General features: G+C 72.7%; 8 protein-coding genes and 1 pseudogene. 7 read left to right on the forward strand and 2 right to left on the reverse strand.

Annotated elements, in window-relative coordinates:
* Positions 1–73: 73 nt before the first annotated feature.
* Positions 74–1,765, forward strand: a complete 1,692-nt coding sequence (locus EJ357_RS03035) for an ABC transporter ATP-binding protein (protein WP_126388330.1) — start codon at positions 74–76, stop codon at positions 1,763–1,765.
* A gap of 631 nt (positions 1,766–2,396) precedes the next feature.
* Positions 2,397–3,509: pseudogene (locus EJ357_RS49015) on the forward strand (ATP-binding cassette domain-containing protein); the annotation flags it as partial.
* A 231-nt stretch (positions 3,510–3,740) separates the two neighbouring features.
* Here EJ357_RS49015 and EJ357_RS03045 read toward each other — a convergent pair.
* Positions 3,741–4,349, reverse strand: coding sequence for a response regulator transcription factor (locus tag EJ357_RS03045; protein ID WP_126388332.1), 609 nt, complete (start codon positions 4,347–4,349; stop codon positions 3,741–3,743).
* A gap of 479 nt (positions 4,350–4,828) precedes the next feature.
* Between EJ357_RS03045 and EJ357_RS03050 the strand changes: the two genes are divergently transcribed.
* Positions 4,829–6,979, forward strand: a complete 2,151-nt coding sequence (locus EJ357_RS03050; protein ID WP_126399146.1) for a SpoIIE family protein phosphatase — start codon at positions 4,829–4,831, stop codon at positions 6,977–6,979.
* A 152-nt stretch (positions 6,980–7,131) separates the two neighbouring features.
* Here the strand turns inward: EJ357_RS03050 and EJ357_RS03055 are convergent, their stop codons facing one another.
* Positions 7,132–8,421 carry a S1 family peptidase gene (locus EJ357_RS03055; protein WP_126388334.1) on the reverse strand — a complete coding sequence of 430 codons (1,290 nt, stop codon included), beginning with the start codon at positions 8,419–8,421 and terminating at the stop codon, positions 7,132–7,134.
* Between the two features lie 188 nt (positions 8,422–8,609).
* On the opposite strand from EJ357_RS03055, the gene EJ357_RS03060 reads away from it, so the two are divergent.
* The 4 genes from EJ357_RS03060 (at position 8,610) to EJ357_RS03075 (ending at position 12,884) form a co-directional block, all read left to right on the forward strand.
* A complete protein-coding gene (locus EJ357_RS03060; RefSeq protein WP_126388336.1) occupies positions 8,610–9,023 on the forward strand; it encodes a PaaI family thioesterase in 414 nt (137 codons plus the stop codon).
* A gap of 476 nt (positions 9,024–9,499) precedes the next feature.
* On the forward strand, positions 9,500–9,715 hold the full coding sequence (locus EJ357_RS03065) for a hypothetical protein (RefSeq protein ID WP_030052098.1): 216 nt from the start codon (positions 9,500–9,502) through the stop codon (positions 9,713–9,715).
* 143 nt (positions 9,716–9,858) lie between these two features.
* Entirely contained in the window at positions 9,859–10,665 is an 807-nt protein-coding gene (locus EJ357_RS03070; RefSeq protein ID WP_126388338.1) for an HlyD family efflux transporter periplasmic adaptor subunit, read from the forward strand.
* Entirely contained in the window at positions 10,662–12,884 is a 2,223-nt protein-coding gene (locus tag EJ357_RS03075; RefSeq protein ID WP_126388340.1) for an NHLP family bacteriocin export ABC transporter peptidase/permease/ATPase subunit, read from the forward strand. Before EJ357_RS03070 ends, EJ357_RS03075 begins: the two co-directional genes overlap by 4 nt.

Here is a 12,884-nt window from a genome sequence, read left to right on the forward strand (position 1 = left end):
GGCTGCGGGCGGTCCGCTCCCGCGAGGGAGGGGCCGCCCGGGGTCCTGCACCGTCCCGGAGGGCCGCAACCGTATGACCGAAGCCATCAGGACGCTCCCCGGACCGCTCGGCCCGGCGCCCGTCCGCACGCTGGCCCTGTGCCTGGTGAGCACGTCCGCGACCGGCGCCGGCCTGCTGCTGCCCGCCGCGCTCGGCCGGACCCTCGATCTGCTGCTCTCGCAGGCTCCGGCGACTCGCTGGGTCCTGTACTGCGCCGCGATCGTCCTGCTGCTCACCCTGCTCGACGCGTGCGAGACCGTACTGCGCGGCACGGTGGACGCCGGCACCACCGCCTGGCTGCGCCGCCGTCTGACCGGTCATGTCCTGGCCGTCGGCCCGCGCGCATCCGAACGCTTCGGCCCCGGAGACCTCGTCGCCCGACTCGTCGGCAACGCCGCCCAGGCGGGCACCGCACCGACCGCCCGCGCGGCCCTGCTCGCCGCGCTCGCCGGACCGGTCGGCGCCATCGTGGCCCTCGCTCTGATCGACCCGTGGCTCGCGGCCGTACTGCTGGCCGGAGCACCGGTGCTGGCGCTGCTGCTGAGGGCCTTCGCCCGCGACACCAGGCAGTGCGTGGTGAGCTACCAGAAGGCGCAGGGGCGGATCGCCCAGTCGCTCTCCGAGGCCGTCCGCGGACACCGCACCATCGAGGCGGCGGGGACGGCCGGCCGGGAGACGGCACGGATCCTGCGGCCGTTGCCCGAACTGTCCGAGGCCGGGCACCGCATGTGGCACGTGCAGGGGCGGGCCGCGGGCCGGTCCGTGGCCGTGGCCCCGCTGCTCCAGCTCGGCGTCGTCGCCGTGGCCGGGGTCCTGCTGGCCCGGCACCGGCTGACGGTGGGCGAGGTACTGGCGGCGTCCCGGTACGCGGTCCTCACGACCGGCGTCGGCGTGCTGGTCGGACAGCTCGCCGGGCTCGCCCGGGCCCGTGCGGCGACGGAACGCCTCCACGAGGTCCTGGCGGAGCCCGCCCCCCGCTACGGCGAGCGCGGGCTTCCCCCCGGTCCGGGCCGACTGGAACTGCGCGGGGTGACCGCCCGGCGCGGTGGGCGTGCCGTGCTCGACGGCGTCGACCTAGTGGTGCCCGGCGGGACGACCATGGCCGTCGTGGGCCGTTCGGGCGCCGGCAAATCGCTCCTGGCCGCGATCGCCGGACGGCTGACCGAGCCGGACGCGGGAGAGGTACTGCTCGACGGCGTGCCGTTGCGCGACCTCACCCACGACGCGCTGCGCCGCGCCGTCGGCCACGCCTTCGAACGCCCGGCTCTGCTGGGTGGCACGGTGGAGCAGGAGATCGGCATGGCGCTGTCCTCCCCCTCCCCCGCCCGCGTGCGGGAAGCGGCCCGCACGGCCCACGCGGACGACTTCATACGCCGCCTGCCCCAGGGATACGCCACCGCCGTCGCCGACGCCCCCCGCTCCGGCGGCGAGTCCCAACGCCTCGGCCTGGCCCGCGCCTTCGCCCACGGCGGCCGCCTCCTGATCCTCGACGACGCCCTCTCCAGCCTCGACACGGTGACCGAGACCCGCATCTCGGCCGCCCTCGTCGACGGCGGCGAGAACAACGGCACCCGCCTCCTGATGGCCCACCGCGCCGCGACGGCGGCCCGCGCGGACGCGGTGGCGTGGCTGGAGGGAGGGCGGGTGCGGGCGGTGGGGCGGCATGAGGAGCTGTGGGAGATCCCGGAGTACCGGGCGGTGTTCGCGGACGGGGAGCGGCCGTGAGCGAGGGCGTCCAGGGGCGCGGGCACCGACTCCTGCCGGAGCAGTGGCGGGTCCTGGTGCGGCATGAGGAGCGGTGGGAGTTTCACGCAATCCCGCGCGGACATCACGTCCGAGAAGCGGCCATGACCGAGGGCGTCCGCCGGAGCGGACTCCGACCCCTCACGCAGCAGCGGCGAGTCCCCGTACGGCACGAGGAGCAGTGTCGGATCCCGCCCAACCCGGCGGGCTTGGCAGACGGGCAACGGCCATGACCGAGGGCATCCAGCGGCGCGGACTCCGCTTCCTGACGGACCGGTGGCGGGTCCTGGTGGGGCTGGGTGCCTGGTCGGTTCTGGAGACCGGGCAGACCTTTCTCACCGGGTTCGCGCTCGCCCGCGCGCTGGACGAGGGGTTCCTGGCCGGACGACCCGGGGCCGGGCTGTCCTGGCTCGGGGTGGCCGGGCTGGCCGTGCTCGTCGGGGCGTACGGCACCGTGCGGGTGTACGGCGCGGTCGCGGCGCTGACCGAGCCGCTTCGGGACCGGCTGGTCGAGCGGGTCGTGTCGCGCGGGGTGCGGGAGGCGGACGCGGGGGCGCTGTCCGGGCTGACCCAGCAGGTCGAGATCGCGCGGGACACCTTCGCCGGGCTGGTGATGGTGTCCCGTTCGTTCGTGTTCACCTCTGTCGGCGCGGTCGTGGGCCTGGTGTCGCTCGACCCGCTGCTCCTGCTGGTCGTCGGGCCTGCGCTCGCCGCGGGTCTGGGCCTGTTCGCGGCGACGCTGCGACCACTGGCCCGCCGCCAGGAGGGGTTCCTCGCCGCCGACGAGGCGCTGGCCGACGGCCTCGGCTCGGTCTGCCCCGGGCTGCGGGACATCACCGCGGCCGGTGCGGAGGAACGGGTCGCGGCCGCCGCCCGGTCCCGTGTCGACGCCGAGCTGCGGGCCGCCCGCTCCCTCGCCCGCTGGGGCGTCCTGCGCGTGGCCTCGCTCGCCCTCGGTGGCCACCTCCCGATCGTGCTGCTCCTCGCCTGCACGCCCTGGCTCCTCGACACAGGCGTCACCCCCGGCGCACTCGTCGGCGCCCTCGCCTACGTCACCCAGTCCCTGCTCCCCGCCCTGCACAACCTGGTCCACGGGCTGGGCACGAGCGGGTCGCGGCTGGTGGTGGTGCTGCGGCGGCTGACGCGGGAGGCGCCCGGCGGGGCCGACGTCGTGGCCGAGGCAGATCCCGGGACCGGGACCGGGGCCGACCTGGAGTCGCCGCCCAGCGCACGCCCCGCCGACGGCCCACCCGCCCTCTCCCTCACCTCCGTCACCTTCGCCTACGGCCCCTCCGCGACCCCCGTCATCGACGACCTGGACCTCACCCTGCGGCCCGGCGCCCACCTGGCCGTCGTCGGCCCGAGCGGCATCGGGAAGTCCACGCTCACCGCGCTGGTCGCCGGATTGCTGGAAGCGGGCCGGGGCACCGTCCGGCTCTGCGGGCACCCGGTGCCCGGGCCCGAGGCCGCCGCGTTGCGGGTGCTGATCCCGCAGGAGGCGTACGTGTTCACCGGCACGCTGGCCGAGAACCTCGGGATGCTGCGCGCGGCCCCCGTGCCCGAGGCGGAGCTGCTCGCCGCGGCGCAGTCCGTGGGGCTTCTGCCGTTGCTGGAAGCGCTCGGCGGGCCCGCCGCGACGGTCGATCCGGCGGCGCTCTCGGCGGGCGAGCGGCAACTCGTCGCCCTGACCCGGGCGTACCTGTCGCCGGCCCCGGTCGCCCTGCTCGACGAGGCGACCTGCCACCTGGACGCGCGGGCCGAGGAACGCGCGGAGCGGGCCTTCGCGGCTCGGCCGGGCGGCACCCTGGTGGTCGTCGCGCACCGCATCAGCTCGGCCCGCCGCGCCGACCGGGTGCTGGTCATGGACGGCCGGCACACGGAGTACGGCACCCACGAGGAACTCCTGCGCCGATCGCCGTCGTACCGCGATCTGGTGGGCGGCTGGACGCCCGTGCCGTCACAGCCAGCCCTCGCCCTGCGAGATCCGGATCGCGTCGATGCGGTTGCGGGCACCGGTCTTGCGGGTGATGGCGGCCATGTAGTTGCGCACGGTCCCGTGGGACAGGTGCAGGCTCCCCGCGATCTCCGCCACCGAGGCCCCCTCGGCGGCGAGGGATAACACGCTCAGCTCCCGCCGGGTCAGCGGCATCTCGGCGGCCTTGAGGAAGCCGAAGCCCAGCGAGTCGTCGATGAAACGTTCCCCCTGGGCGACGCGCCGGATGCCGCGCACGAGTTTCTCGGGCGAGCTCTCCTTGTCCACGTAGCCGAGCGCCCCGGCCTCGGCGGCCCGTTTCAGCAGGCCGGGCCTGTTGGCGCCGGCGAGCACGAGCAGCCGTGGCGGTGTCCGGCCCGCCTCGCGCGCGCAGAGCTCGCCCAGCGGCGGGATGCCGTAGGCGTCGGAGCAGTCGAGGTCGGCCGCGCAGACGTCCGGCCGCACGGATCGCAGACTGCCGGGCGCGCTGTGCCATGAGGCGTCGAACACCCCGAGGTCCGGTTCCCGGCGGAGCCACTCCGCCAGGACCGATCTGACCAGACACGCGTCGTGCACCAGAAGCACCCGGATCACTGCCCGTCCTTTCGTCTCGTCCTACGCCGGTTTCGTGGTGAGGAGCGCGTGCCCCATTGTTCGCGTCCGGCACCGCCACCGGGCGCGAAGAATCGGCCATCAGGGTGCGCGGGGGCGCACGTGCGGCGCCCGTACGCCGCGCCGCGCTTCGACTGCGGGGGCATGGGTCGGTGGGGAAGGGGTACGTGGCGGATCCCGCCGTAGTGCGGGTATCCCTGCGCCGGTTTACGGTCTCCCGCGCCGGTGCGGCCCTCGTCCTCCGGCGCACACCAGCGCGTCCCCGCGCCCAACCGGCACTCCACCGAATACCCGCTCCCGGCCACCGCAGAGACTCACCCGGCCCCCCTCACCGCAGACTCACCCGCGCCCTTACCGCCCCCTCGCCGTGCGCGAAGGGCCGTGAGGGGGGAGATTTGAGCCCTGGGGCCCGGCTCGTGCAAGCGGCCCGGGTCGCCTCCGGGGCGCGCCTGTGCGAGGAGGTGGTCGGCGTGTCCGACGGGCAGACGTCCGCCCAGGCGCCGGCGGCCGCACGGACGCGGGTCGGCCGGCCGCTGCTGTCGCTCGCGCTGGCCTCGATGATGGACGAGGTGCAGGCGCACTCCGGCGCCGTGTATCTGCTGGCGGCCGACGAGCGCGTGCTGGAGATGGCGGTGATGGCGGGGCTGCCCAGGGCGTTCGCGGCGCCGTGGGAGCGGGTCGGGCTGAGCGCGCCGATCCCGGTGGCCGAGGCGGTGCGGGAACGGCGGCTGGTCTGGGTCGGGGGCGAGGAGGACATGGCGGCGCGCTATCCCCGTATCGCCGTCGTCCTGCCGTATCCGTTCGCGCTCGCCGCGCTGCCCGTGGCCACCGAGTCCGCCGCGTACGGCGCGATCTTCGTGACCTGGCCCGGTTCGCATCCGCCGGAGCTGTCGGACCGGGAGCAGGAGCATCTGACGGCCGCCTGCCGACGGCTCGCGGTGCGGCTGGAGCGGGCCATGGAGGACAGCCGCCCACCGCTGCCCGAGCCCGATCTGGTCGCGGGACCGACGTTCAGCGGCGCGGCCGGGACCCTGGGCACGGTGGAGGCGGCACGGATGGTGTCGCGGCTGCCGTACGGGCTGTGCTCGCTCGATCTGCACGGCCGGATCAGCTTCGCCAACCCGGCGGCGGCCGAGCTGATCGGCCTCCCGGTCAACCGGATGCTCGGCAACCAGTTGTGGGCGACGGTGCCCTGGCTGAACGACCCGGTGTACGAGGACCGGTACCGGGCCGCGCTGATGAGCCAGCACACCACGTCGTTCGTGGCACTGCGCCCGCCCGGGGACTGGCTGTCGTTCCGTATGTATCCGAGCACGACCGGCCTGAGCGTGCGCATCAGCCGGGCCCGCGCGGTGGCCGAGATGACTCGCAACGGGCCGCAGCCGGGCGACGCACCGGCCCGGCTGGTGACGATCTCCCAGGTGCTGAGTCTGGCCGGTGCGCTCACCGAGGCGGCGGGTGTGCAGGACGTGGTGCAGTTGGTCGCGGACGAGATCGTCCCGGCCGTCGGGAGCCAGGCCCTGGTCGTCCTGGGATCGCGGGCGGGCCGGCTGCATGTGCTCGGGCACCGCGGCTATCCGGATCCGCACGTCGTGGAGCAGTTCGACGGGCTGCCGCTCGCCGAGCCGACTCCGGGTGCCCATGCTCTGTCCACCGGGGTGCCCGCCTTCTTCGACTCCCGGCAGGAGCTGGAGCGGCTGTATCCGGCGCGGCAGGCGACCCCCGACGGCTTCGCGGCCTGGGCGTATCTGCCGCTGATCGCCTCCGGCCGGCCGGTCGGCACCTGTATGTTCGCCTACGCCGAGCCGCACCCCTTCCCCGCGGACGAGCGGGCGGTCCTGACCAGTCTGGGCGGGCTGATCGCACAGGCGCTGGAGCGGGCCCAGCTCTACGACGCCAAGCACCAGTTGGCGCACGGCCTGCAGGCCGCTCTGCTCCCGCACTCGCTCCCGGAGCTGCCCGGCATCGAGGCGGCCGCGCGCTATCTGCCCGCCACGCAGGGCATGGAGATCGGCGGCGACTTCTACGACCTGGTGCCGACGGAGCAGGGCCTGACGGCGGCGGTGATCGGGGACGTGCAGGGGCACAACGTCACCGCGGCCGGCCTGATGGGCCAGATCCGCACCGCCGTACGGGCGTACACGACCGTCGGACAGGCACCCGAGGAGGTCATGCGCAGCACCAACCGGCTGCTGCTCGACCTCGGTTCCGACCTGTTCGCCAGCTGCCTCTATCTGCGCCTCGATCCGGCGCACGGGCGGGCGGTGATGGCCCGCGCCGGACATCCGCCGCCGCTGCTGAGACGGCCGGACGGACGGGTGCGGGTGCTCGACCTCGCGGGCGGTCCGCTGCTGGGCATCGACGGCTCGCCCGCCTATCCGACGACGGAGGTCGACCTCACGCCCGGCTGTGTGCTCGTCCTGTACACCGACGGGCTGATCGAGTCACCCGGCCTCGACATCGAGGACGCGCTCGCCGACCTCGGCCAGGTGCTGGCCGAGGCCGGGGAGCAGCCGCTCGACGAACTGGCCGATCTGCTCGTCCGGCACAGCACGGCGGAACGGGAGCGGGTGGACGACGTGGCGCTGCTGCTGTTGCGGGCGCGGGGCTGACGGTCCGGACACGAACGTGGTCCGGCCCTCCCGCCGGAGGGCCGGACCACGTTCGTGTGGATCACTCGGATCCGTACGCCGGTATACCTGTGTCGGATTCCGGCGTGCCGGTGCCGAAGTCGTCAGTTCCGAAGGTGTCGGTTCCGGAGGTGTCAGTTCCCGACGCCGTTGCCGATGATCTCGCCGAGGCCGTTGCCGGTGCCGTCGGCGTTGCCGTTGCCGACCTCTTCCCCGGCTCCGGCCTCTTCACCGGCGCCCGCTTCCTCACCGGCGCCCGCCTCATCGCCGGCCCCGGCCTCCTCACCCGCGCCCGCGCCGCCCGCGGCGTCGCCGCCGAGGGTCGCGCCGACCGCCTCCAGGGCGGTGGTCACCGGCTGGAAGAAGGTCTCGCCGCCGACCGTGCAGTCACCGCTGCCGCCGGAGGTGAGGCCGATCGCGAGGCCGTCCTGGGTGAACAGGGAGCCGCCGCTGTCGCCGGGCTCGGCGCAGACGTTGGTCTGGATGAGCCCGGTGACCGTGCCCTCCGGGTAGTTGACGGTGGCGTCGAGCCCGGTGACCTGGCCGTCGCTCAGCCCGGTGGTGCTGCCCATCCGGAAGACCTGCAGACCGACCTCGGCGTCCGCGGCCTGGCTGATCGCGACGGTCTGGTCGCCGAGGTTGACCTCGCTGGGCGCCTGGGTCGCCGGGTCGTCGTACTTGACGAGCGCGAAGTCGCCCGCGCCGGGGAAGGTGGCCTGGTCGACGGTGGCGATCGGCTGGCCGCCCTCGGCGTCCGACCACTGCTCGGCCGCGACCCCGCAGTGACCGGCGGTCAGGAAGGCGGGAGTGCCGTCGCCCGCGGTGACGTTGAAGCCCGCGGAGCAGCGTGAGCCGCCGGCGAAGATGGCGTCGCCGCCGGAGAGGAACGTCTTGAAGGTGCCGGCCGACTTCTTGACGGACGCCATGCCCGAACCGAGGCTCTGGACGGTCGACTCCAGCTGGTCCCAGTTGTCGCCGGTGACGGTGCTGTCGGCGGTGACGAGGATCTTGTTCGTTCTGGGGTCGACGGCCCACGCGGTACCCGGGATGGTCGCCTCGGACTTCAGGGTCTGCGCGCCGGACGCGAGCTCGTCCAGGCTGTTCTCGACCTCACGGACCTTCGCGCCGGCCTGCTTCGCCTGGACGATCACGTTGTTGTTGTCGCCCGGGACGACGTTGACGACGAGCTGCTGGCTCTCGGCGTCGTAGTACGAACCGGCAAAGGCGTCGCCGAGCAGACCCGCGAGCTGCGAGGCGAGATCCGACGCGTCCCCCGCCTTCAGGGTCTTGGGGGCGGCGGCGGTGTCCGACGCGCCGTCCTGGGACGCGTTGGCGTTCGGCAGCAGGATCGCGGCCGCTCCGAGCGCCACCACGCTCCCCGCGGCTATCGCGGCCTTGCGCTTCGGAATTCGCTTGTGACTCAAACTTCTCGACCTCCTGGGGGACGGGGTCTGTGCCGCTGTTCGTGCGGCAGCTGTTCGGGGCGCCTGGTTGGCAGTTGGTACGCACGGGTCGCGTGGTGCGTTCAATTCCGTTTGCGCGCGCCTTGCTCGGAACACCGAATCGGCCAAGGACCACATCTGGGAGTCCGGCGGCGGGAACAATCCCCCATATGACGATGACCACCGCTGAAGCCGACAAGATCCTCTCCACCAATTTCGCCCCCTGGGTCCTGGCGCTCGGCCTGTCCGTCGAGTCGGTGGAGAGCCACCGCGCGATCCTGCGTCTGCCCTGGTCAAATGAGCTCGCCCGGGAGGGCGGCGCGCTGTCGGGGCAGGCTCTGATGGCCGCCGCCGACACCGCGACCGTGATCGCCGTGTCGGCGGCGCGCGGGGCGTACGGGCCGATGACGACGGTGCAGCAGTCGACGTCCTTTCAGCGCGCGGTGATCGGTTCGGATGTCCTGATCGAAGCGGTCGTCACCAAACTGGGCCGCCGGATGGCCTTCGCCGACATCTCCATGACCGTTGAGAGTTCTGGGGAAATCGCGGCCCGGGCGAGCACGGTGTACGCCCTTCTGGGCTGACACGATCCGCTACTGATCGGCAACGGTCAGTTGAGAACCTCGATCGGAATCCCGGCTCCAGGGAATCTGCACATTCAATGCTCAACGAAGTCACCGTGCGCCGGGGTTCTGCACAAGGGGCTACCCACGGTCACCCCCTTGGGGCGGGAGTGTCGGATTCGCCTCCGCGCCCTCCCGGACCGCCTGTAACAGAAGCAACAGCCCGTCCGAGCCGATGCTGTGACGCTTGTGAAGAAGTCGCCGACGAGACGTGCGCGAGTCTGCACGGATCGATGCCTCCCAGGCTCAAGTGCCCTGGTGAGACCGTCGTTTGATTGGAAGCCCGCACCCGCAGCGTGCTTTGATCCATCGCACCGCAGGGGCCACTGACGGTTCCCGGAAACGGGCGCCGGGCACCCGCGGTCGCGGCCGTCATCTGTCCCCCAGAGGGGGCCGCTCCCCCTTGTGAAATACCCATTAGGAAGGGAAGTTCCATCATGAACTCCACCCCCCAGGTTGCGACCGTCGAGATCTCCGACGCCGAGCTCGACAACGTCTCCGGCGGCCTGCAGGTCAACGCCGTGAACGGTGCCCTCGACGCTGTCAACGGCATTGCCCCGGTTTCCGGCCTGGTCGACACGGTCGTCGGCACCGTGGAGGGTGTCACCGGCCTGAACACCGCCCCGGTCTCGGGCCTGGTCGCCGGTCTCTGATCGCGCCTTTGTACCGCTGAGTCCCGGAGCCGTTCCCCGGCTCCGGGACTCTCGGGTGCCGGAAAACAATTCCGGCACCACTCGCAAAACGACCGGCCCTCTCGAGCGCCGGTCTCCCGTCACATCAGGTGAGGGATAGTTCCATGCAGTTCCGCCAACAGGCCCTCGCCAAGCTCCAGTCCCCGGAGGAGCTCGATCTTCCGGTGCGCTTCGCCCGCCCCCAGGGCTGGCTGGTCCTCTCCGTGACGGTCGTCGTGATGGCCGCCGCCTCCGTGTGGGCGGTGACCGGCTCGGTCACCTCCACGGTCAGCGCGCCCGCCATCCTCACGCACGGCCAGGGCAGCTACATCCTGCAGAGCCCGGTCGCCGGCCAGGTCACCGCGGTCGTCGCGAAACAGGGCCAGCGGCTCCCGGCGAACTCCCCCGTCCTGAAGGTCCGTACGGCCGAGGGCGAGACCGTCGTCCGGACGGTCGCCGCGGGCCGGGTCACCGCGCTCGCCGCCACCATCGGGCAGATCATCTCCACCGGCGCGAACGTCGCCGCCGTCGAGAAGGTCGCCCACACCAAGGACCCGCTGTACGCCACGGTGTACGTCCCCGCCGAGAACGCGGCCTCCATCCCCGACAAGGCGGCGGTGGATCTCACCGTCTCCTCCGTGCCCACCCAGGAGTACGGCGTCCTGCACGGCCATGTGAAGTCGGTGGACCGCTCCGCGCAGTCGGCGCAGCAGATCGCCGCGTTCCTGGGGGACAACCAGCTGGGCGAGCAGTTCACCAAGGACGGCAGGCCGGTGGCCGTCCTGGTGAAGCTGGACAAGAAGTCGACCACGAAGAGCGGCTACGCCTGGTCGTCCGCGGACGGGCCGCCGTTCGACCTCACCTCCATGACCCTGGCCTCGGGCTCGATCCGGCTGGCCGACGAGCGTCCCGTCGATTGGCTGCTGCCGTGAGCGCCGCCCAGGAGACCCGCAGCAGGCGCCGCGCCGCCCCGCCCAAGCGCCCTGTCCCCAAGGGGCGGGTGAAGACCGTCCGCACGCCCACGGTGCTGCAGATGGAGGCCGTGGAGTGCGGCGCCGCCTCCCTCGCGATGGTGCTCGGCCACTACGGCCGCCATGTCCCGCTGGAGGAGCTGCGCATCGCGTGCGGTGTCTCCCGCGACGGCTCACGCGCCAGCAACCTGCTCAAGGCGGCCCGCAGCTACGGCCTGACCGCCAAGGGCATGCAGATGGACACGGCCGCCCTCGCCGAGGTGAAGACCCCGGCCGTCCTGTTCTGGGAGTTCAACCACTACGTCGTCTACGACGGCATGGGCCGCCGCTTCGGCCGGCGCGGCGTGTACATCAACGATCCCGCCAAGGGCCGCCGCTTCGTGCCCATGGAGGACTTCGACGGCAGCTTCACCGGCGTCGTCCTGGTCATGGAGCCCGGCGAGGGCTTCAGCAAGGGCGGCCGCAAGCCCGGCGTGCTCGGCGCGATGCCGGCCCGTCTGCGGGGGACCGCGGGCACGATGCCCGCAGCGGTGCTGGCGAGCCTGCTGCTGGTGGTGGTCGGCGCGGCGGTGCCCGCGCTGAGCCGCACCTATATCGACATGTTCCTCATCGGCGGCCAGACCTCCCTGCTGAGCGTGCTGTTCGCGTCCATGGGGGCCAGCGTTCTGCTCACGGTCGTGCTGACCTGGCTGCAACAGGCGAACCTGCTGCGCGGCCGCATCATCTCCTCCACCCTCTCCAGCGCCCGCTTCCTGCGCCATCTGCTGCGGCTGCCGGTGACGTTCTTCTCCCAGCGCAGCCCGGCCGACCTGGTGCAGCGGCTCCAGTCGAACGACGCCGTCGCCGAGACACTCGCCCGTGACCTCGCGGCGGCCGGCGTGGACGCTGTGGTCGTCGTCCTCTACGCCCTCCTCCTCTACACCTACGACCCCCAGCTCACCTTCGTCGGCATCGGCGTGGCCCTGCTGAACGTGGTCGCCATGCGGGTCGTGATCCGTCTGCGCGCGACCCGTACGGCGAAGCTGCGCGCGGACAACGCCCGGCTGACCAACACCGCCTACACCGGTCTTCAGCTGATCGAGACGATGAAGGCGACCGGCGGTGAGGACGGCTACTTCCGCAAGTGGGCGGGCCAGCACGCCACGACGCTGGAGGAACAGCAGCGCCTCGGCGTGCCGAGCGCCTGGCTGGGCGTGGTCGCCCCGACGCTCGCCTCGCTCAACAGCGCGCTCATCCTCTGGATCGGCGGCATGCGGGCGGTCGAGGGTGGCATCTCCGTCGGCCTGCTGGTCGCCTTCCAGGCCCTGGTCACCCGCTTCACCGCGCCGATCACCCGCCTCAACGGCGTCGCGGGCCGCATCCAGGACTTCGCCGCCGACGTGGCCCGCCTGAAGGACGTGGAGAACTTCGAGGCGGACCCGCTCTACGGCCGCCCCGGAGCGGGCGAGTCGACGCGCCGCCTGCACGGCCACGTCGAGCTGCAGAACATCACCTTCGGCTACAGCCCGCTCGACAAACCCCTGCTCACCGGCTTCGACCTGACCGTCGGACCGGGCCGGCAGGTGGCCCTGGTCGGCGGCTCGGGCAGCGGCAAGTCGACGGTCTCGCGCCTGATCTCGGGCCTGTACGCCCCCTGGGAGGGCGTCATCCGCATCGACGACCAGCGCATCGAGGACATTCCGCGCGGCGCGCTCGCCGCGTCCGTCTCCTTCGTCGACCAGGAGGTGTTCCTCTTCGAGGGCACGGTCCGCGACAACGTGGCGCTGTGGGACCCGTCGATCCCGGACGACGCCGTGGTGGACGCGCTGCGTGACGCGGCGCTGTACGACATGGTCATGCGCCGGCCCGGCGGCATCCACAGCAGGGTGGAGCAGGACGGCCGCAACTTCTCCGGCGGGCAGCGTCAGCGCCTGGAGATCGCCCGGGCGCTGGTGCGCCGCCCCAGCATCCTCGTCCTCGACGAGGTGACGAGCGCGCTGGACGCCGAGACCGAGCAGGTCGTGATGGACAACCTGCGCAAGCGCGGCTGTGCCTGTGTGGTGATCGCACACCGGCTCAGCACCGTGCGCGACAGCGACGAGATCGTCGTACTCCAGCACGGCACGATCGTGGAACGCGGGCGGCACGAGGAGCTCGTGGCGCGCGGCGGCGCGTACGCGGCACTGGTCAAGGAGCGGTGA

The organism is Streptomyces cyaneochromogenes, assembly GCF_003963535.1.
Taxonomy (GTDB): Bacteria; Actinomycetota; Actinomycetes; order Streptomycetales; family Streptomycetaceae; genus Streptomyces; species Streptomyces shaanxiensis.

Coding starts and splice junctions, on each gene's coding strand:
- EJ357_RS03065 (WP_030052098.1), top strand. CDS start 9,500: ATGAACTCCACCCCCCAGGTTGCGACCGTCGAGATCTCCGACGCCGAG.
- EJ357_RS03035 (WP_126388330.1), top strand. CDS start 74: ATGACCGAAGCCATCAGGACGCTCCCCGGACCGCTCGGCCCGGCGCCC.
- EJ357_RS03070 (WP_126388338.1), top strand. CDS start 9,859: ATGCAGTTCCGCCAACAGGCCCTCGCCAAGCTCCAGTCCCCGGAGGAG.
- EJ357_RS03060 (WP_126388336.1), top strand. CDS start 8,610: ATGACGATGACCACCGCTGAAGCCGACAAGATCCTCTCCACCAATTTC.